Source organism: Hymenobacter ruber, from assembly GCF_054783255.1.
In genome coordinates, this window is the sequence record NZ_BAAGQX010000002.1 from 129,414 (window position 1) to 148,726 (window position 19,313).

General features: G+C 60.0%; 19 protein-coding genes. 13 read left to right on the forward strand and 6 right to left on the reverse strand.

Annotation, left to right across the window (positions count from 1 at the left end):
- Positions 1–81: 81 nt before the first annotated feature.
- Entirely contained in the window at positions 82–1,512 is a 1,431-nt protein-coding gene (locus ACYVM5_RS01245) for a D-alanyl-D-alanine carboxypeptidase (protein ID WP_460616364.1), read from the reverse strand.
- 154 nt (positions 1,513–1,666) lie between these two features.
- Between ACYVM5_RS01245 and ACYVM5_RS01250 the strand changes: the two genes are divergently transcribed.
- Complete coding sequence (locus ACYVM5_RS01250) at positions 1,667–2,773, forward strand: NADH:flavin oxidoreductase (protein ID WP_460616365.1); 1,107 nt, start codon at positions 1,667–1,669, stop codon at positions 2,771–2,773.
- A gap of 84 nt (positions 2,774–2,857) precedes the next feature.
- Here the strand turns inward: ACYVM5_RS01250 and ACYVM5_RS01255 are convergent, their stop codons facing one another.
- Positions 2,858–4,468 (reverse strand): cation:proton antiporter, encoded by a 1,611-nt coding sequence (locus tag ACYVM5_RS01255; RefSeq protein WP_460616366.1) that lies wholly within the window; start codon positions 4,466–4,468, stop codon positions 2,858–2,860.
- A 209-nt stretch (positions 4,469–4,677) separates the two neighbouring features.
- Entirely contained in the window at positions 4,678–4,851 is a 174-nt protein-coding gene (locus ACYVM5_RS01260; protein WP_198067945.1) for a hypothetical protein, read from the reverse strand.
- 148 nt (positions 4,852–4,999) lie between these two features.
- Here ACYVM5_RS01260 and ACYVM5_RS01265 point away from each other — a divergent pair, with 148 nt between their 5' ends.
- The 4 genes from ACYVM5_RS01265 to ACYVM5_RS01280 all read left to right on the forward strand — a co-directional run bounded on the left by ACYVM5_RS01265 (position 5,000) and on the right by ACYVM5_RS01280 (position 9,747).
- Complete coding sequence (locus ACYVM5_RS01265) at positions 5,000–6,646, forward strand: CTP synthase (RefSeq protein ID WP_460616367.1); 1,647 nt, start codon at positions 5,000–5,002, stop codon at positions 6,644–6,646.
- Positions 6,647–6,807: 161 nt separating this feature from the next.
- Entirely contained in the window at positions 6,808–7,089 is a 282-nt protein-coding gene (locus ACYVM5_RS01270) for a GIY-YIG nuclease family protein (RefSeq protein ID WP_460616368.1), read from the forward strand.
- Between the two features lie 151 nt (positions 7,090–7,240).
- Positions 7,241–9,028, forward strand: coding sequence for a membrane protein insertase YidC (gene yidC / locus ACYVM5_RS01275; RefSeq protein WP_460616369.1), 1,788 nt, complete (start codon positions 7,241–7,243; stop codon positions 9,026–9,028).
- Positions 9,029–9,210: 182 nt separating this feature from the next.
- Entirely contained in the window at positions 9,211–9,747 is a 537-nt protein-coding gene (locus ACYVM5_RS01280) for a DUF6438 domain-containing protein (protein ID WP_460616370.1), read from the forward strand.
- Positions 9,748–9,756: 9 nt separating this feature from the next.
- Here the strand turns inward: ACYVM5_RS01280 and ACYVM5_RS01285 are convergent, their stop codons facing one another.
- Both ACYVM5_RS01285 and ACYVM5_RS01290 read right to left on the reverse strand, forming a co-directional pair.
- Positions 9,757–10,503, reverse strand: a complete 747-nt coding sequence (locus tag ACYVM5_RS01285) for an alpha/beta hydrolase (protein ID WP_460616371.1) — start codon at positions 10,501–10,503, stop codon at positions 9,757–9,759.
- A gap of 120 nt (positions 10,504–10,623) precedes the next feature.
- On the reverse strand, positions 10,624–12,288 hold the full coding sequence (locus ACYVM5_RS01290; RefSeq protein WP_460616372.1) for an ABC transporter substrate-binding protein: 1,665 nt from the start codon (positions 12,286–12,288) through the stop codon (positions 10,624–10,626).
- A gap of 208 nt (positions 12,289–12,496) precedes the next feature.
- Between ACYVM5_RS01290 and ACYVM5_RS01295 the strand changes: the two genes are divergently transcribed.
- The 7 genes from ACYVM5_RS01295 (at position 12,497) to lepB (ending at position 18,050) form a co-directional block, all read left to right on the forward strand.
- Positions 12,497–13,303, forward strand: a complete 807-nt coding sequence (locus tag ACYVM5_RS01295; protein WP_198067939.1) for a ParA family protein — start codon at positions 12,497–12,499, stop codon at positions 13,301–13,303.
- A gap of 20 nt (positions 13,304–13,323) precedes the next feature.
- Complete coding sequence (locus tag ACYVM5_RS01300) at positions 13,324–13,689, forward strand: hypothetical protein (protein ID WP_460616373.1); 366 nt, start codon at positions 13,324–13,326, stop codon at positions 13,687–13,689.
- Positions 13,673–14,053 carry a hypothetical protein gene (locus ACYVM5_RS01305; RefSeq protein WP_460616374.1) on the forward strand — a complete coding sequence of 127 codons (381 nt, stop codon included), beginning with the start codon at positions 13,673–13,675 and terminating at the stop codon, positions 14,051–14,053. Before ACYVM5_RS01300 ends, ACYVM5_RS01305 begins: the two co-directional genes overlap by 17 nt.
- A 141-nt stretch (positions 14,054–14,194) precedes the next feature.
- Complete coding sequence (locus ACYVM5_RS01310) at positions 14,195–15,178, forward strand: ParB/RepB/Spo0J family partition protein (RefSeq protein ID WP_460616375.1); 984 nt, start codon at positions 14,195–14,197, stop codon at positions 15,176–15,178.
- Between the two features lie 111 nt (positions 15,179–15,289).
- On the forward strand, positions 15,290–16,024 hold the full coding sequence (locus ACYVM5_RS01315) for a DUF5683 domain-containing protein (RefSeq protein ID WP_460616376.1): 735 nt from the start codon (positions 15,290–15,292) through the stop codon (positions 16,022–16,024).
- A gap of 60 nt (positions 16,025–16,084) precedes the next feature.
- On the forward strand, positions 16,085–16,804 hold the full coding sequence (gene dapB, locus ACYVM5_RS01320; protein WP_460616377.1) for a 4-hydroxy-tetrahydrodipicolinate reductase: 720 nt from the start codon (positions 16,085–16,087) through the stop codon (positions 16,802–16,804).
- 94 nt (positions 16,805–16,898) lie between these two features.
- On the forward strand, positions 16,899–18,050 hold the full coding sequence (gene lepB / locus ACYVM5_RS01325) for a S26 family signal peptidase (RefSeq protein ID WP_460616378.1): 1,152 nt from the start codon (positions 16,899–16,901) through the stop codon (positions 18,048–18,050).
- A 70-nt stretch (positions 18,051–18,120) separates the two neighbouring features.
- Here the strand turns inward: lepB and ACYVM5_RS01330 are convergent, their stop codons facing one another.
- A complete protein-coding gene (locus ACYVM5_RS01330; protein ID WP_460616379.1) occupies positions 18,121–18,783 on the reverse strand; it encodes a uracil-DNA glycosylase in 663 nt (220 codons plus the stop codon).
- A gap of 115 nt (positions 18,784–18,898) precedes the next feature.
- On the opposite strand from ACYVM5_RS01330, the gene apaG reads away from it, so the two are divergent.
- A complete protein-coding gene (apaG, locus tag ACYVM5_RS01335; protein ID WP_198067932.1) occupies positions 18,899–19,285 on the forward strand; it encodes a Co2+/Mg2+ efflux protein ApaG in 387 nt (128 codons plus the stop codon).
- The last annotated feature ends 28 nt before the right edge of the window (positions 19,286–19,313 follow it).

Here is a 19,313-nt window from a genome sequence, read left to right on the forward strand (position 1 = left end):
GAGTAAGTATATGCCGGGCAGCTGAATTCCAGCATCAAAAATACGGGCTCAGCCATTCACAAGCATACCCGGCCCAGGTTGTTATAGCCGCTCGCGCACCTGGCGCAGCACCCGCTCTACTTCGTTGCGCATGTCGCCGCTGTCCACCACGTGGTTGTTGTTCATGAAGGTGAAGGCCACCAGGCGGCCGCTTTTGGTGCGTAGGTAGCCGCACACATTCAGGTTGTTGCTCAGGGTACCGGTTTTGCCCCACACCCAGGGGCCGGCGGCGTCGTGGTAGCGCTTGCGCAGGGTGCCCTGGCCGCCGCCGGCCGCCAGCAGGCTCAGCAGGCGGCGCTCGGGTAGTTCCTGGTGCAGCCGGAGCAGCAGCGCCGTGAGGGTGCGCGGCGTGACGAGGTTGAGGCGCGAGAGGCCGGAGCCATCAACCCAGAAAATGGGGTCGGGCAGGCCGGTGAGCAGGTTTTTGCGGGCGTAGCGAATCACGCGGCCGGTGCTGAGCGAGTCGTGCCGTCCGATTTTGGTGCTGCACATTAGCAGCAACTGCTCGGCTAGGAAGTTGTCGCTCACGCGCAGCATGCGGCGGTAGAGCGAGTCGACGCGCAGCCCGTTGAGGGTCCGAATGGAGTCCAGCCCCGGCCGGGGGCGCCACACAGCCCCGGTGGTGGCGCGGCGCAGCGTGTCGCCCAGCAGCCGCAGCATCAGCCCGCTGCTGGTAACGAACGGGGTTTCATCGACCCACTTTTTGGTGGTGGGCAGCACGTAGAAGCGGTTTTCGTGCAGGGCGCGAATGACGTGGGTGTCCTTGTCCAGGCCGGGCGTGAGCAAATCGGGCGCGGCCGGCCCCACCAGCGGCGCGAAGAAGCGCGGCAGCACCCGTACCCGCGACTGCGCTGCCAGCCCCGGCCGCACGGCTGCCACCCCGCCGTTGCGCACCGGCGCGGGCGGCGTAGCATAAAAACGCACGGTGTTGCCATATATCGGGAAGGCATCGCGCTCGGGCTGGAAGTAGTAGCCGTAGTCGTCCCAGGTCCAGCTGGGGCCGAAGGGGGCCACGCAGGCAATGGCGCAGTAGGCCAGGCTTTTTTCGGGGCGATGCAGCAGGAAATTGAAGGCGCGGCGGCTGGGCACGTCGCCGTGTAGAAGCGTGGGGTCGCCGGTGCCCTGGAAAAATAGCGTGTCATTGCGGCTGAAGTAGCGCAGGCTGGGCAGCGAGTCGCCGAGCAGGTGCAGGCCGGTGTAGAAGCTGAACAGCTTCATGTTGCTGGCCGGCGTGAAATACTTGGTTTCCTGGTAGCCGTAGAACGGCTTGGCGCTGTCGGCATAGGCCAGGCTCAGGCCCACCTGGTGCTGGGCCAGCACTGGCGAGGCCGCCAGCAGCGAATCGAGCCAGGGTAGGCGCGGGCCGGGCTGCGGCGCGGCGGCCACCGGCGGCTTCTCGGGTGCCTGGGCGCAGGCCGATAATTGGGTGGTACCAATAGTAACTAGCAGCAGGAAATAGAGCGGACGTAGCATGGGCCGCAACTTACGCAGCAAACGGGGCTGGGGTGGCTTTTTTGAGGTAGAAATTATGGCTGGCGCAGCCGGCGTGACGGGCCAAAAAATCAAAACCCCTCCCGCCCTGTTGTTGTCAACTTTTCCGTCATCCGCCACAAGCAACCCTTTATTCATGTCCACCAACGCCCTGTTTGCGCCCTTCGCGCTGAAATCACTGCACCTAAAAAACCGCATTGTGATGGCCCCCATGACCCGCGCCTTCTCGCCCAACGGCGTGCCGGGGGCAGATGTGGCCGCCTACTACCGCCGCCGCGCCGAGGGCCAGGTCGGCCTTATCCTCTCCGAAGGCACCGTGGTGGAGCGCCCGGCCTCGTCGAACGACCCCAACATTCCGCATTTCTACGGAGAAGCCGCGCTGGCCGGCTGGCAGCACGTCATCGACGAAGTGCACACCGCCGGGGGCAAAATGGGCCCGCAGCTCTGGCACATGGGCGTGATGGCCGAGCACCGCTCCGGCTGGAAGCCGTCGGAAGCTTTCGAAGGTCCCTCCGGCCTGCTGAAACCCGGCGAGGCCACCGGCAAAACCATGACCGAAAACGACATCACCGACACCATTGCCGCTTTCGGCCGGGCCGCGGCCGATACCCAGCGCCTGGGCTTCGACTGCCTAGAACTGCACGGGGCCCACGGCTACCTCATCGACCAGTTTTTCTGGGCCGGCCTCAACCAGCGCACCGATGCCTACGGCGGCGACGAGCTGACCCAGCGCAGCCGCCTGGCCGTGGAGCTGGTGCAGGAAGTGCGCCGCCAGGTGGGCGAGGATTTCGTCATCAGCCTGCGCCTCTCGCAGTGGAAGCAGCAGGATTATGCCGCCAGGTTGGCCCACACGCCCCGGGAAATGGAAGCGTGGCTCCAGCCGCTGGCCGAGGCCGGCGTCGACATTTTCCACTGCTCGCAGCGCCGCTTCTGGGAGCCCGAGTTCGAAAGCGAAGGCTCGGATTTGAACTTCGCCGGCTGGGTGAAAAAGCTCACCGGCAAAACCACCATCACCGTGGGCTCGGTGGGCTTGTCGGGCGAGTTCCTGGCCGGCTTCGCGGGCGAAGCTTCCCAGCCGCAGGGCATCGAGGAGCTACTGCGCCGGCTCGACCGCAACGAGTTTGACCTCGTGGCCGTGGGCCGCCAGCTGATTGTTGACCCCGACTGGGTGAAGAAAATCGAGCAGGGCCGCCTTGATGAAATGCACGGTTTCAGCCGCGAGGCGCTGCGCACGCTGGTGTAAGAACTGGATAGCACATGCTTTGGCTTGTACCCGTCGTGGTGGCATCGTTCTGCCGCTGCACAAGCCAAAGCGTGTGCTGCAAAACTACCGCTCGATGTGCTTCACCTTGGCCTCGTCCAAATCGAGCTGGGCTTCCTGTTGGCGCAGCACTTCCTCATCGAAGGAGTCGTGGTGGCGCAGGTGCTCTAGGGTTTCGCGCTCCACTTGCAGCACGTCGAGCAATACGCGGTGGTACTGGCGCAGGGCATCCCGGCCTGATTCGTCAACTTCCAGCGAATTGAGGGTGCGGGTGGTGAGGTTGACCTCGGTTTCCATGCGCTGGTGGAGGCGGGCCACCAGCTCGTTGGCCTGCAGCTCGGCGGAATACTGGCGCTGGAGGTGTTTCACGGCGGCGGTGCGCAAGTGCAGGCGCACACCGGCCTCCTGCTCTTCGAGGGGCGTGCGGTCGTCGCGCTCCGCTATTTTGGTGAAGCGGATAATGGCCGGCAGCGTGAGTCCCTGGAGCACCAGCGTTACCAAAATGACCACGAAGGTGATGAACAGAATCAGGTTGCGCTGCGGAAATGCCTGCCCATTGGCCGCCAGCAGCGGCACCGACAGCGCCGAGGCCAGCGACACCACCCCGCGCATGCCCGCCCACCCCAGCACCAACGTGCCCTGCCAGCCCGGACTGGGTTCGCTGGCGCGGATGCTGCGGCTCAGAAAGCGCGGGATAAAAGCCGCCGGGTACATCCACAGCAGCCGAATCATAATTACCAGCCCGCTCATCAGCAGGCCATAGGTAATGGCTTGCTGCAACGAGTAGTTACCCAGTCCCTCCACCGCAATGGGCAGCTGCAAACCGATGAGAATGAACACCAGCCCGTTCAGCACGAAGCTTACGCTGGCCCACACGCTATACGCCTGCAACCGCGTGTTGGCATCGAACACCCGGTGTGAGAGGTGCGAGAGCAGCAGCCCGCCGCTCACCACCGCCAGCACGCCCGAGAAGTGGAATTCCTCGGCCAGCAGGTACATCACGTAGGGTGCCATGAAGGTGAGCGCCGTGTTGATGCTGGGCGTGGTGGGCAGGTATTTATGGATGAGAAAAAAGCCATACGCCACGCCCAGCCCCACCGCCAGCCCCATGCTGCTCGCCAGCAAAAAGCTGGTGGCCGCCTGCTGCCACACAAACGTACCCGAGAGCACCGCCAGCAGCGCAAACCGAAACACAATCAGGCTACTGGCATCGTTAATCAGGCTCTCGCCCTCCAGAATGGCCGTCACCCGCCGGGGCACCTTGATGCCGCGTAGCACCGAAGTGGCCGCCACGGCATCGGGCGGCGAGATGATGCCGCCCAGCAAAAACCCCAGCGCCAGCGTGAACCCCGGAATGACGGCCCGTGCCACGTAGGCCACGATGAGCGAGGTAAACGCCACCAGCCCAAACGCGAGCAGCCCAATGGCCCGCCGCCAGCGCCAGAAGTCGTTCCAGGAAGTATTCCAGGCCGCTTCGTAGAGCAGCGGCGGCAGGAAAATCAGAAAAATGAGGTCGGGCGCGATGGCTACGCGCGGCAGGCCGGGCACAAAGCTCAGTGCCAGCCCGCCCAGTACCAGGAAAATGGGATAGGAAATGCCCAGTTTCTGCCCCAGCATCACCAGCAGAAACACGGCGAAGAGCAGGCCGAGAATGAGGAGTAGGCTTTCGTGCAGCATGGGGCCAGGTTGGGTTCAACAACCCAAAGAAAAGCCAGGCCGCGCAAGTACGTCGGACAAATAAACCACCATGCAGCGCGCAGCGAAGCATCTCTACCGCGAGCGTAACTGATTGCGGTGCGCGATAAAGATGCTTCGCTGCGCGCTGCATGACGGGCGTGGTACATCAGCCGATGACCACACACCGCTCCGTTCACCCGGCATTGCTCCTACCGGTGCCAGAGCTGCCGGCCCGTCGTCGGGCGCTTGGGTCGGTCGAAGAGCACCACGTAGAGTACCCCGAGCAAGGGTACGAGCAGCAGGGCGAATAGCAGGCGCAGGTGCCAGTAATGCACCGGGGCCAGGCCCCAGGATTGGACGAGGTGATTGATGAAATGTGCCATTAATAAATGTACTCATTTCCAATTGGTTTTGCAATCGTTTGCGGAATCGAACCGGTCTTTTTTCTGCTGGCGGCCCCGCGTTGGCGCTTCGCCGCCGCGCAAATTTTCCGGCCTGCCAAATTCAGATGCCGTACTTTTGACTCCCGTCATGCCCGAACGCTCCAACCCCTCCCCCTCCGCGTCGGCTGCGAAATTTATTTTCGTTACCGGCGGCGTCACTTCTTCACTCGGCAAAGGAATTATTTCCGCCTCGCTGGCCAAGCTTTTGCAGGCCCGCGGGTTCCGAGTCACCATCCAGAAGTTCGACCCCTACATCAACATCGACCCCGGTACGCTCAACCCTTACGAGCACGGCGAGTGCTACGTGACCGACGATGGGGCCGAAACCGACCTCGACCTCGGCCACTACGAGCGGTTCCTGAACACGCCGACCTCGCAGGCCAACAACGTCACCACCGGCCGCATCTACGACCACGTCATCCGCCGCGAGCGCGAAGGCGCGTTCCTGGGTAAAACCGTGCAGGTGGTGCCCCACATCACCGACGAAATCAAGCGGCGTATGCTGTTGCTGGGCCAGAACGGCCAGTTCGACGTGGTTATCACCGAAATCGGCGGCTGCATCGGCGACATCGAGAGCCTGCCTTTTGTGGAGGCCGTGCGCCAGCTCCGCTGGGAGTTGCCCGAGTACGACTCGCTGGTCATTCACCTCACACTGCTGCCCTATCTGAAGGCCGCCGGCGAACTCAAAACCAAGCCCACGCAGCACTCGGTGCGCGATTTGCGCGAGGCCGGCCTGCAGCCCGACATCCTCGTCTGCCGCTCCGAGCACCCGATTCCGGCCGAAATGCGCCGCAAAATCGCGCTGTTCTGCAACGTGAAAATCAATTCGGTTATCGAAAGCCTCGATGCCGACAGCATTTACTCGGTGCCCCTGCTGATGCGCAAAGAGGGCTTGGATGAGCGGGTTATCAAGCGCCTGAAACTGACCGGTGGCACCCCGCAGCCCGACCTAGAAGCCTGGAAAGACTTCCTTGGCAAGCTGAAAAACCCGACTGAGGAAGTGACCATTGCCCTCGTGGGCAAGTACGTGGAGCTGCCCGACGCCTACAAATCCATCAACGAAGCCTTCGTGCACGCCGGTGCCCAGAATGAGTGCAAAGTGACGGTGCGCAGCATTCAATCCGACAACATCACGCCCGAAAACATTGCGGGCCTGCTGCATGGCTGCGATGGCGTGCTGGTGGCGCCCGGCTTCGGCGAGCGCGGCTTCGAGGGCAAAATTGTGGCCGTGAAGTACGTGCGGGAGCACAATATTCCGTTCTTCGGCATCTGCCTGGGCATGCAGGTGGCCGTGGTGGAATACGCCCGCAACGTCCTCGGCCTGCTCGACGCCAACTCCACCGAGATGGATTCCCTCACGCCCAACCCCGTGGTGGCCATGATGGAGGAGCAAAAGAACGTGACGCTGAAAGGTGGCACCATGCGCCTCGGCGCCTACGCCTGCGACCTGCGCCGCGGCTCCAAAGCCGCCAAGGCTTACGCCAAAAACCACATCAGCGAGCGCCACCGCCACCGCTACGAGTTCAACAACCAGTACCTAAAGCAGTTCGAAGAATCGGGTCTGCAAGCCACCGGTACCAACCCGGAAACCGGTCTGGTGGAGGTAATTGAGCTGCCCACGCATCCCTGGTTCGTGGCCGGCCAGTTCCATCCCGAGCTGAAAAGCACCGTGGAGCAGCCTCACCCGCTGTTCGTGCGGTTCGTGCGGGCCGCCATTCAGCACCGCAAGGGGTAATCAGGATGACGTCTGTCATTGCGAGTGGAGCGCAGCGGAACGCGGCAATCCGTCCTGTAAATGCGACTAGCCCTGAGATGTGACACCGCCTTGTAATGCCCGGCTCTGAGATGCGATTCAAACGACGCAACCTCACCAAACGAATCTGCTGCAGATAAAATATGGTGCGCGCCTACTACGTCTACCTGCTCACTAATGCCAACCACACCGTGCTCTACCTCGGCGTTACTAATGACCTTACGCGCAGAGTGGCCGAACACAAAGCCGGCGTGCACGAAGGTTTCACCAAGCAATACAACGTGCACAAGTTGGTGCATTTCGAAACTTACTCTGACATCAATGCCACTATTGCTCGCGAGAAACAGCTCAAGGCTGGCTCGCGAGCAAAGAAGCTGGCCTTGATTAATGCTTATAACCCCGCTTGGGAAGAACTGGCAGGATGAAGGTCTTCATTACATCTCAGGGCTGGTTGCATTTACAGGACGGATTGCCGCGTTGCGCTGCGCTCCACTCGCAATGACAGACGACATTCCTCTCATGACAGACGAGGCCCAATAACCCCGTACCTTTGCCCCTTCGCAACCTTTTTTACTAATGGATAGAAATTCAGCAACCGGCCTGTTCCTTATCTCGGCCTTGCTCCTCGTGTACCTGTTCTTCTTCAGCCCGAAGAAAACGGATGAAAAAGCCGCCGGCAAAACTCCGCCCGCAACCACTGCCGCCGCTCAGACTGGCGCCACGCCCGCCGCTCCCACGGCCCTTGCGCCGGAAGCCGCCCTCGACACCACGGCCGGTGCGGCCAAGGACGTGACCCTCGCCAACGAGAACCTGACCATCACCTTCTCGACCCGCGGCGGCCGCGTGACGGCCGTGCGGATGAACAAGTACAAGACGTTCTTCGGCCAGCCGCTCGATTTGTTCGATGCCAAAAGCGCCCGGATGGACACCAAATTCCGGACGGTGGATGGCAAAACCATTAAGTTTTCGGATTTGAATTTCCAGGCCGTGCCGTCGCAAACGGCCGGTGGTTCGACGCTGACCTTCAGCGCACCGGTAGCCGGCGGCAGCATCGTGCAGACCTACTCGCTGCCCGCTAACAGCTTCGAGCTGAAGTACGACCTGCGCCTGCTGGGCCTGGAGCGCACCGTGGCGCAGGAGCCGCTCACCTTCACTTTCGTGGACCAGGTGCGCCAGACCGAGCAGGACCTCAAGCAGAACCGCAACCACACCACCATCAACCACTACCTGGCCGCCGGCGACCAGGGCGCGCTGGCTGAAGCCAGCGAGAAGCCCGAGGAGTACAAGGCCGCCGGCCCCGTGAAATGGGCCGCCCACAAGCACGATTTCTTCGTGGCCGGCCTCATTGCCGACCAGCAGCCTTTCGCGGGCGGCGCCTTCAACGCCGACGTGAACCTGGCCGATTCCACGACCATCAAAACCCTGAGCTCGACGCTGACCATTCCGGTGGCCGAGGTGGAGCAAGGGCGCGGCCAGTACCGTTTCTTCTTCGGCCCAAACTCCTTCAACCTGCTCAAGGCCGTGACGCCGGAGTTTGACCGCAACGTGTACCTCGGCTGGGGCCTGTTCCGCTGGGTGAACCGGTTTGTGGTACTGCCGGTGTTCCACTTCTTGGAACAGTTCATTTCGTCCTACGGCGTTATTATCGCGCTGCTGGTGCTGCTTATCAAGCTGGTAACCTGGCCGCTCACTTACAAAACCTACGAGAGCCAGGCCCGCATGAAAGTGCTGAAGCCGGAGATTGACGAACTGAAAGCCAAGCACGGCGACGACGCCACCAAGGTGCAGCAGGAAACCATGAAGCTGTACCAGGAATTCGGCGTGAGCCCCCTGAGCGGCTGCGTGCCCACCCTGCTCACGCTGCCGATTCTGTTCGCCATGTTCCAGTTCTTCCCGAACGCCATCGAGCTGCGCCAGCAAAGCTTCTTGTGGGCCAAGGACTTGAGCAGCTACGACGTATTCATCAAGCTGCCCTTCTACGTGAAATGGTACGGCGACCACGTTTCGATGTTCACGCTGATGATGACGGCCTCTACCCTGCTCATGACCTGGCAGAGCAACCAGACCAACACGGCCATGCAGGGCCCGATGAAGACATACAGCTACCTGATGCCCATCATCTTCCTGTTCGTACTGAACAGCTTCGCGGCGGGCCTAACCTGGTACTACTTCGTGTCCAACGTCATCACCTTCGCCCAGCAGGCCATCACGAAGACCTTCGTGGACGACACGAAAATCCGCGCCCAACTCGACGCCAACAAAATCAAAAACAAGGACAAGAAGCCCGGCGGCATCCAGGGCCGCATCGCCGAAGCCATGAAAGCCGCGCAGGAGCGCGAGGCCCAGGCCCGCAAGAAGTCGTAGCTACTACAATCCGTTTGTCATCCTGAGCGGAGCGAAGGACCTTATTACCGATGGGATAAGGTCCTTCGCTCCGCTCAGGATGACAGACCATAAAACGGTCATCCTACAAACCAGGCATGGTTTTCGGATGACCGTTTTTTGTGAGCCTATTTTTACGCTCTCACGCTATTTCCCCAACCGCCATGCGCTACTTCTCGCTCCTGCTGCTGCTCAGTTTCTTTAGTCTCAGCTTCGTGCTGCCCGCCAGCGCCCAACATGCGCCCACCAAAAAAGTAAAGGTTAAGAAGGCCAGCAAAAAGTCCGTTGCTACCACCAAAGCCACCACGTCCACGGCCGCCGGCCCAGTTCTCACCTTCGAGCGCACCCCCTGTTACGGGCGCTGCCCGGCCTACATTATGCAGGTATATGCCGATGGCCGCGTGGCTTACGAAGGCCGTCACTCCGTGCCAATGATGGGCAAACATGAACTCAAGCTGCCTGCCAGCGCCGTGGCCGATATGCTGCGTCAGGCCAAGGAAGCGCACTTTGAAACCTTCGAGAAGGAATACCGGAGCGGCGCAACCGACCTACCGAGCACCATCGTCACCATTCGCCAGCCCGACGGTACCCTCAAAAAAGTAACGGCCGAAAACAACGCCCCGGAGAACGTGAAAAATTATTTCACCTACCTCGGCAACCAGTTTGACCAGCTGGCTCAGCTGAACGGCGTAGAGAAATAACTCCGCTAGCTAGCGTTTTCCTTTTGTCTGCGGCTTAAAAACTGCCCGAAATGCTTTGAGCGCCGCCGGGTGGTAAATCGTGGCGTGCGTTTCCTCCGGCATTGCCTCGTAGTGCCAGTTGCCCAGGCGCGTCGCCTGGGACTGGGCCAGCGCCACTAGGTGGCGGGTGGCGACCGTGTCGCCGTGGATGCTGGTGGCCAGGTACACGGTTGCTGCCGGACGGCTTTTTTGCAATAAGGTGCTGGATTGCGCGGCCAACTGGCCGTTGTTCCACCACAGGCTGGGGTCGAAGGCGAGGTAGGTGTTGAAGAGTTTGGGCTCCAGCAAAAGCGTTTCGACCACGAACAGCCCGGCCAGCGACTCGCCCACGATGGCCGTTTCCGACGTAGTTCGATAGCGCTGCTTCACCTGCGGCATCAACTCCTCGCGGATAAACTGCCGGTACGCGGCCGAGCCGCCGACTTTGGGCGCAATCTTTTTATCCTCGGCATTGGTAGTGGGGCCGGTGAGGTCGCGCCGCCGCTGGGTGTTTTCGATGCCCACCAGGATAAATGGCCGCATGGTGCCATTGCCCGTGAGCACCTGCACGAGGCCCGCCACATGCAGAAAATCCTCGGCAATGCCGCCATCGGGCATGTACAGCACCGGCAGCCGGACCGTGGCCGAGTCGGTGTAAGCCGCCGGCAAATACACGTTGATGCGCCGCGTTTCGCCCAGCGCCTTGGATTCGAGCGTGAAGGTTTGGCCGATGGCCAACGGCGTTGCAGCAGTTGGAGTTGTCGTTTGCGCGTGCGCCGGACCCATTGCGGCAGCCGTTAGGAATGCCGCCAATATCATTCGGGAGTACCGCATCATCTGGTTTGTCTTGGTGAAAAGCTATTCCTTACGCACGCGCTCAAGCAGCAGCTGGTTCATGGGGTTTGGGGTGAGGCCGCGCACGTTGTTCTGCGTAAGACGCACTACCTCATCGTAGTACAGGCTAATAACAGGCGATTCTTCCACCACAATCCGGTCCATGGCCTGGTACAGCTTGGTGCGCTTGACCACGTCCTGGGTACGGCGGGCTTCATCGTAGAGCTTATCGTAGGCCGCGCTTTTGAAGTGGGTTTTGTCGGGTCCGGCGGGACTGAAATTAGGGCTGTAGAACAGCGCCAGGTAATTTTCGGCGTCGGGATAATCGCCCAGCCAGCTTTTGGCAAAGAAGGCCACGCGGCCGTTGTCCACCAAGTCCTGCTGCGCAGCAGATTGGTTGATGTCAATCTGCACCTGCACGCCCACATCGGCCCACTGTTTCTGCAAGTACTCGCCTATCTCCTTGCGTTCCAGCACGGTGCTGAGACGCAGCTTCAGCGGGCGCTGCGGCCCGTAGCCGGCGGCGCGCAGCAGCTGGCGCGCCTTCTGCGGCTGGTAGGTGTAGCCGGGCACCTCTTTTTCGGAAAACGAAGGCAGCGCCGTGGGCACGAAGCCCGAGGTGCCGGCGTGGCCCACCCGGTTTAGCAGGTAGGTCAGCATTTCGGGCTTGTTGAGGGCGTAGTTCAGGGCCTGGCGCACACGTTTGTCGCGCAAGGCCCGGCCCTGCACGGCCTGTTCGCCAATCAGATTGGCCGAATCGAGCTGAATGCCCAGATACTCGGTGTTCAGGTACGGCGCTTTCTGCACCGTGAACTTGCCCTTAAAGTCCTCCCGAATAGTGCCGTCGGGGTGCATAATGAGGTCGCGCGAGCCGGCCCGGATGCCCGACAGGAAATCCAGCTTGCCCTGCATAAAGGTCAGAAACTCGGTTTTGCGGTCGGGCAGGAAGCTCACCGCCACGGCGTCCAGGTACGGCAGTTTGTGGCCCTGCCGGTCGGCGCGCCAGTAGTCGGGGTTGCGCTCATACAGCAACACGTTGCCTTCATCCCACAGTTTGAACCGGAACGGCCCCGTGCCCACTGGATGCTCGCGGAAATCTTTACCATACTTTTCCACGGCCTCGTGCGGCACCACGTAGGCATATGGCATGGTGAGGATGCCCAGAAAGGGAATGAACGGCTCCTTTAAATGAATGCGCAGCGTGGAGTCATTCGCCGCCACAAAAGCCGTGTCGCTGATGCTGCCATCAGGCTTCTCCAGCACCTTGCCCCGGAAAATCCAGCCGCCCGAGCTGGCCGTGGCCGGGTCGAGAATGCGCTTGAAGGAATAGACGAAATCCTGGGCCTTCACCTCCCGGCCCTTACCACCACCGGCAAAAACGTCGCTGTTGTGAAACCGAACGCCCGGCCGTAGCACGAATGTGTACGTTTTACCATCGGGCGAAATCGTGTAGCGCCGGGCCAGTGACGGCACCGGCTGCAAGGTCGAATCAAGTTCCACCAGTCCATTGTAGAGCTGCGACACCGCCCAGGTATTGGCTTGGTTGCGGGCAAAAGCCGGGTCGAGCGATGACAGCGCTTCGGGTTGGTTGTAGCGGAATACGCGGCGCTCGTCGGCTGCCGGGCGGGCCGCGTCGTGGCAGCCGGCCAGCGCCAGCGCACCCAGCCAGAATCCAAAAGGTTTAGCCAATAAGCTAGCCCAACGAGCCAAAAAAGGGGCCATGCGAACAGGGAAAGAATGTATCTTTGTGCAATGCTACGGCAAAAGTTATTAGTTTTTAGTTGGCCGTTGTTTGTTATCAGGTAGTAGCCAGAAGGCCGTAAAAAGCCCACTCACTGATGATGAAGCACTGAACGACTAACAACTGACAACGAACAACTGACAACTAGAGAGACTCATGGGAAAAATCATCGCGGTAGCCAATCAGAAAGGCGGGGTGGGCAAAACCACTACCTCCATTAACCTCGCGGCATCCCTGGCCGCCCTGGACTACCGGACCCTGCTCGTCGACGCCGACCCCCAGGCCAACGCTACTTCGGGCGTGGGCTACGACCCCAAGGACATCCAGAACAGCATCTACGAGTGCATGGTGGACGGCATCAACGCCCAGGACATCATCGTGCCCACCAATATTCTGCCCCACCTCGACCTCATGCCCTCTCACATCGACCTGGTGGGCGCCGAGGTGGAGATGATAAACCTGCCCAACCGCGAGGAGAAAATGAAGGAGGCCCTGCGCCCCCTCGCCGCCGAGTACGATTTCATCATCATTGACTGCTCGCCCTCGCTCGGCCTCATCACGGTCAACGCCCTTACGGCCGCGCACTCGGTCATCATCCCGGTACAGTGCGAGTATTTCGCATTGGAAGGTTTGGGTAAGCTCCTGAATACCATCAAAATCATTCAGAGCCGTCTCAACACCGAGCTCGAAATCGAAGGCATCCTGCTCACGATGTACGACGTGCGCCTGCGCCTCTCCAACCAGGTGGTGGAAGAAGTCCGCATGCACTTCCAGCAGCTGGCCTTCGACACCATCATCCCCCGCAACGTGAAGCTGAGCGAGTCGCCCAGCTTCGGCATCCCCGTCATTCTGCACGACGCCGAGAGCAAAGGCTCCATCAGCTACCTCAATCTGGCCCGCGAAATCGTGGAGAAAAACAGCGTGGAAGCCACCGAAGAAACGGCGGAAGACGAGCGGATTTAGGGCTGTATCTTGCTGGGGTTATGATTTTTGAAACAATCGATAACCTGCCTTTTGATAGCCTGATTTCTCGCGAAGCTCACCGAGTAGATGAGTGGAATCACTTAAAGCAGCAGTTACCTTTAGGTACGGTGCTTACGGGAGAAATTTTCGCCCGAACCGTTTTTGGTGTTTTCTTCAATTCAGGACACGGGTTTCCCGTATTAATGAGAATCCCTGACTTTGGAATAATCAAACCGGGCGGCATGATATTTCCTGATGACTATCCTGATTTGAAAAGCACAATTAGTGGCCAATTCTGCGGTTTTGATGACCGTAATCGACAACTGATTGTGTGTCGGTTGGGCATAGAAGTATTCCATGCTGATGACAATGGCTTCTTACGCTGAACACCTGCCACCAGATTTCAGAGTAAGCTACAGCCTCTTCAGTGTCGAAGAAGGCGGGCGTAAGACGCCCCATTTTCAACATATTCGCTGGGATTTCTCTTACGAAGACGAAAGCATAGCTAAGCGTAATCAGCTCTTCATGATTTGGCCGGAGTTTATCACGGCATCCGGCCAAATGTTGCCCGAAGGAGAGCCCATGCCCCAACACGGGCTAGCTGATATGTTTATCATTAATCCAGCTTATCGCGCCTTTCACTGCCTGCACATCAAACGCGGCGTACGGGGCTACTTGCACGAAGGCAGGAGAATTGGGGTCTGTGAAGTCGTTGAGGTACTTGCGCTTCACCAAAATCCAATGTCGTAAATCTTTGTGCAACTCCAGGATATTGGAGACTGATTTTAACCGCAACCGCCCGCGCCAAACTTATCGGCTTGCCCTTCGCCCAACAATCCGTAATTTTGACATCCGTTGCCGCAGGCCTTTTATGGGCGCGGCCGATGAACTATGCCGCTAGAGAAGAACGAAGAGAAATTGCAAGCTGCCCTGGCCGCCGCCGCCGCAGTGAAACGCAAAGGTGGGCTGGGCCGGGGCCTCAACGCCCTGATTGAAGGCAGCTACGAGAAAAAGGGCGACCGGCCCGGCTCCGGCGACCGGCTCGTGTCGCACCCCGTCAACTCGGTGGGCTTCATCGCCGTCGAGCACATCGAGGCCAACCCTTACCAACCCCGCACTCATTTCGACAAGGAGGCGCTGCAGGAACTGGCCGATAGCATTAAAATTCAGGGCATTATCCAGCCCGTGACCCTGCGCCAGCTCGGCACCAACTCCTACCAGCTGATTTCGGGCGAGCGCCGTTTGCAGGCTTCCAAACTGGCGGGTCTGGAGACGATTCCGGCCTACATCCGCAAGGCCGATGACCAGCAGATGCTGGAAATGGCCCTGATTGAGAACATTCAGCGCGAAAACCTGAATGCCATCGAAATTGCCCTCAGCTACCAGCGCCTGCTGAGCGAGTGCAACCTGCGCCAGGAAGAGCTGGGCGACCGCGTGGGCAAGAACCGCACGACCGTGACCAACTACCTGCGCCTGCTGAAGCTGCCGCCCGATGTGCAGATTGGCCTGCGCGACGCCGAAATCAGCATGGGCCATGCCCGCGCCCTCATCGGCCTCGACGACCCCAAGCTGCAGGTGGAACTGTTCCGCAAAACCGTGGCCGAAGAACTCTCCGTGCGCCGCGTGGAAGAATTGGTGCGCAACGGTTTTGGCCGCAACGGCGCCGAGGCCAAGCCCAAAGCCGAGGGCGATGCTACCCCGGCCCCATCGGCCGTGCCGGTGGCCGAAATCCGCCGCGCCGAGCGCCACCTCACCGACCGGTTTGGCTCGCGTGTGCAGGTGCGCCCTACGTCTAAGGGCAACGGCGAAATCAAAATTGCCTTCGATTCGGTGGAGGACATGCAGCGCATCCTGCACATTCTGCAGCCGTCGTAAGCCCGTTGTCCCGCCGGATGCGCAGCCCGGGCCAATAGAACGCGACGACCGTTTCTCGCCCGTCATTGCCCCATGCGCTAAACGCCGGCGTTTCTCGTTAACAGGCTTGCCATGAAAAATCTGTATTCCTACCTCGCGGGGCTGGCCCTGCTGGCCGGCGGGCTGCTGAGCAGTTATCACGCTCAGGCGCAGGTGTTTGGGCCGCCTTCCACCATCACTCCTGCCACGCCCACGACCATTATACCCGATACCACCGAGCGCCGGGAGGTAGTGGTGTCGCCAGCAGCCAAAAAGCAAAAAGCCGCCGCCGACTCGGCCAAGCGCACCGAGCACATGTTCCGGGCCTTTGGCTTCAAGGGCATCCGCCTCACGCGGCCCGGAAAGGCGGCCATGCTGGCGCTGGTGTTGCCCGGCGCGGGCCAGATTTACAACCACCGCTACTGGAAATTGCCCCTCGTGTACGGCGCGCTGGGCGGGGTAATTTATGGCGAATACTATTACCAGAAGCATTACAGCGATTTCGCTTACGCCTATAATGAGGTGACGGCCGGCCGCAAGAAGCTGCTCGACCCGGACTTTAAAAGCGGTGCTAACCTGGTGCGCAGCGTAGACGGCCTCAACAGCGGCGTAATATTTTACCGCGGCTACCGCGACATTTTCTACCTCTATATCGGACTCGCCTACGGCCTGCAAATCGTGGATGCGCTGGTGGATGCCCACCTGCAGGATTTTGACGTGAGCGACGACCTAAGCCTGCACTGGGAGCCCCGAATGATGACCGCACCCGGCCAGACAAATTTCCTGCCCACGACACCGGGCGTTATGTTTGCGCTGCGCGTGAAATAAGCCCTTGGCGGCAGTTTCGCCTTTCTAACTGCTACTTACTGAACTCCGACTACCCTGAAAATGAGAATTCTCCTTATCGGCTACGGCAAAATGGGCCAGACCATTGGCGCACTGGCCGCCCAACGCGGGCACGAAATCGCGGGCATCGTGGACCTGCACGCCAGCCAGTCCATCATTGCCGATTTTACCCCGGAAACCGTTGATGTCGCCATCGAATTCACCCATCCCGATTCGGCTTTTGCCAACGTGATGACCTGCCTGGGCCAGGGCATTCCCGTGGTGTGCGGTTCTACGGGCTGGCTGCATCATTTTGAGGAAGCCCGCGCCTTAACCACCGAGCTGGGCGGCAGCCTCTTCTATGCCTCCAACTACAGCGTGGGCGTGAACCTGTTCTTCCACTTCAACGAGTACATCGCGGCCAAAATGGCCCAGTTCGGGGGCTACGACGTGGCAATGCGCGAAATCCACCACACCCAGAAAATCGACCAGCCCAGCGGTACCGCCCTCACGGCCGCCGAAGGCATCCTGCGCCACTTCCCCGCCAAAACCACCTGGCGCAACGCCCCCGCCGAGATGCCGGCCGAGCTGGCCATCATCAGCGAGCGCACCGGCGACGCGGTGGGCACGCACATCGTTACTTATACTTCTGATGTAGACACCCTGGAGCTGAAGCACGAGGCCCACAGCCGCGAGGGCTTTGCCCTTGGAGCCCTGCTGGCGGCCGAGTGGCTGCCCGGCCGCCCAGGCGTTTTCGGAATGAAAGAGCTGCTGGATTTGTAGTCCTTCCAGCTTTGGCGAGTGGCCATACGCCGGCCTCGCGTTCTGCTGCGTTTCTTTGCCTGATTTTCATTGCCAAGCCCAAGCTTGCTCCCCCATGTCATTGCTCAAAACCGACCCCACTGCCCCGCCCCAGCCGCCCAAAACGAAAACCCGCGAATGGGCCGATTCGCTGATTTTTGCCATCGTGGCCGCCACGCTCATCCGCTGGGCCACATTTGAGGCGTACACCATTCCCTCGCCTAGCATGGAGTCGTCGCTACTGGTGGGTGACTACTTGTTTGTGAGCAAGTTGCACTACGGCCCCATCACGCCCCAAACGCCTTTGCAGGTGCCCCTCACGCACCAAACCCTCTGGGGTACGGGCCTAAAAAGCTACTCTGACCTCATTCAGCTGCCTACCTACCGGCTGCCGGGCTTCTCCGAAATCAAGCGCAATGATGTGGTGGTATTCCACGTGCCCCACGAAACCCAATACCCGGCCGACCTGCGCACCAACTACATCAAGCGCTGCGTAGCCATCGCCGGCGATACCCTCGAAATTAAAGACGGCCAGGTGTTCCTCAACGGGAAACCCGGTGTGACGCCTCCCGGCCTGCAAACCACTTATTTCATGCAGGTTGATAACCCCAATGATGAGGTGCTGGCCGCCCTACGTAGCCAGGGCGTGGTTGATTACGAAGCCCCCGGGGGCCTGCCCCAGGCCGTGCCCGGCCCCACGCAGGGTACTTATGGCTACACCATCAGCTGCACCCAGGCGGCCGCCGACTACTTCAAAAAGCAGCCCTACGTGAAGGCCATGACGGTGCTCCAGCCGCAGGTGCAGCTCTTCCCGGACGTGGCCGATTTCCACGGTTCGGCGGCCATGAGCGCCACTCCGCGCAACTGGAACCTCGACAACTACGGCCCGCTGCCCATCCCCAAGAAGGGCCAGACCATTGCCCTCTCCCCCGCCAACGCCGCCATCTACTACAAAATCGTGGCCCGCTACGAGCACAACGAAGGCATTACCTGGCAGGACGGCATGATTTACCAAAACGGCAAACAGCTCACCAGCTACACCGTGAAGCAGAATTACTATATGATGATGGGCGACAACCGCCACAATTCAGAAGACTCGCGCTTCTGGGGCTTCGTGCCCGAAGACCATGTGGTGGGCAAAGCCGTCCTCATCTGGCTCTCTACGGACCCCAACGCCGACTTCTGGCACAAAATCCGCTGGAGCCGCCTGTTTAATATTATCCATTAATATAACTGGCCTTAATAGACACAAAAAAGCCCGCTCGATAGCGGGCTTTTTTTGTTGAGCACTCAGTCTCTTACCACTTCACCGGCGTCAGCCCGTGCTCTACCAGCCAGGCATTGGCTTTGCTGAACGGCTTGCTGCCGAAAAACCCTTTATCAGCCGCGTAGGGCGATGGATGCACTGATTTTATAACCAAGTGCTTGCGTTCGTCAATCAGCTCCGATTTCTTGCCCGCGTAAGCGCCCCAGAGGATGAACACGACGTGTTTCTTCTCATTGGAAACCTTGCGGATAACTTCGTCGGTAAACTCCTCCCAGCCTTTTTTCTGGTGCGAGGCGGGCTCGCTGGCGCGCACGGTGAGCGTGGCGTTCAGGAGTAGCACGCCTTGTTCGGCCCAGCGGTCGAGGTTGCCGTTGGTGGGGGGCGGCGTGCCGGGAATATCGGCCTGCAGTTCCTTGAAAATATTGACGAGCGAGGGGGGCGTGCGCTGCCCGTCCTGCACCGAAAACGACAGGCCGTGCGCCTGGTTTTTGCCGTGGTACGGGTCCTGGCCCAGAATCACGACTTTGACTTTGTCGAACGGCGTGGCCTCAAAGGCGTGGAAAATCTGGGAGCCCGCCGGGTAAACCGTGGCGGTGGCATATTCACCCTTCACAAACGCAATGAGGCGCTGAAAATACGGTTTTTCGAACTCGTCGGCCAACACGGGCCGCCAGCTTTCGGCTATCTTTACCATTGAAGTTTTTAAGAAAATAAACGGGGTTTGTGAGGCGTTCTGGAGCCAAATTTGCGTAAAACCAATTTTGGCGGGCGGCTGTTACGCCCGCAGCTACCTCTTAGCTCCGCCGACTATGCCCACCACCACTACGCAAGGCGTCACCGTTTCGGTTACGACCAATTACCTGCCCGACTACTCCAGCCCCGGCCAGGAGCATTTCGTATTCGCCTATAAAATCGACATTCGCAACAACAGCGAGTTCACCGTGAAGCTGTTGCGACGACACTGGCACATTCACGACGCCAACGGCGTAGTGCGCGAAGTGGAAGGCGAAGGCGTGGTAGGCCGCCAGCCGGTGCTGGAGCCCGGCGAGGCTCACCAGTACGTGAGCGGCTGCAACCTGAAATCGGGAGTGGGCAAAATGTGCGGCACCTACCTCATGGAGCGTCTGGCCAACGGCCAGGAATTCACGGTCGAAATCCCGGAATTCACGCTTATGGTGCCATACCGCTTGAATTAACAAGCCTCCTTCTATATCCTAAAAAGCG

Coding starts and splice junctions, on each gene's coding strand:
- ACYVM5_RS01245 (WP_460616364.1), bottom strand. CDS start 1,512: ATGCTACGTCCGCTCTATTTCCTGCTGCTAGTTACTATTGGTACCACC.
- ACYVM5_RS01250 (WP_460616365.1), top strand. CDS start 1,667: ATGTCCACCAACGCCCTGTTTGCGCCCTTCGCGCTGAAATCACTGCAC.
- ACYVM5_RS01255 (WP_460616366.1), bottom strand. CDS start 4,468: ATGCTGCACGAAAGCCTACTCCTCATTCTCGGCCTGCTCTTCGCCGTG.
- ACYVM5_RS01260 (WP_198067945.1), bottom strand. CDS start 4,851: ATGGCACATTTCATCAATCACCTCGTCCAATCCTGGGGCCTGGCCCCG.
- ACYVM5_RS01265 (WP_460616367.1), top strand. CDS start 5,000: ATGCCCGAACGCTCCAACCCCTCCCCCTCCGCGTCGGCTGCGAAATTT.
- ACYVM5_RS01270 (WP_460616368.1), top strand. CDS start 6,808: ATGGTGCGCGCCTACTACGTCTACCTGCTCACTAATGCCAACCACACC.
- yidC (WP_460616369.1), top strand. CDS start 7,241: ATGGATAGAAATTCAGCAACCGGCCTGTTCCTTATCTCGGCCTTGCTC.
- ACYVM5_RS01280 (WP_460616370.1), top strand. CDS start 9,211: ATGCGCTACTTCTCGCTCCTGCTGCTGCTCAGTTTCTTTAGTCTCAGC.
- ACYVM5_RS01295 (WP_198067939.1), top strand. CDS start 12,497: ATGGGAAAAATCATCGCGGTAGCCAATCAGAAAGGCGGGGTGGGCAAA.
- ACYVM5_RS01300 (WP_460616373.1), top strand. CDS start 13,324: ATGATTTTTGAAACAATCGATAACCTGCCTTTTGATAGCCTGATTTCT.
- ACYVM5_RS01305 (WP_460616374.1), top strand. CDS start 13,673: ATGGCTTCTTACGCTGAACACCTGCCACCAGATTTCAGAGTAAGCTAC.
- ACYVM5_RS01310 (WP_460616375.1), top strand. CDS start 14,195: ATGCCGCTAGAGAAGAACGAAGAGAAATTGCAAGCTGCCCTGGCCGCC.
- ACYVM5_RS01315 (WP_460616376.1), top strand. CDS start 15,290: ATGAAAAATCTGTATTCCTACCTCGCGGGGCTGGCCCTGCTGGCCGGC.
- dapB (WP_460616377.1), top strand. CDS start 16,085: ATGAGAATTCTCCTTATCGGCTACGGCAAAATGGGCCAGACCATTGGC.
- lepB (WP_460616378.1), top strand. CDS start 16,899: ATGTCATTGCTCAAAACCGACCCCACTGCCCCGCCCCAGCCGCCCAAA.
- ACYVM5_RS01330 (WP_460616379.1), bottom strand. CDS start 18,783: ATGGTAAAGATAGCCGAAAGCTGGCGGCCCGTGTTGGCCGACGAGTTC.
- apaG (WP_198067932.1), top strand. CDS start 18,899: ATGCCCACCACCACTACGCAAGGCGTCACCGTTTCGGTTACGACCAAT.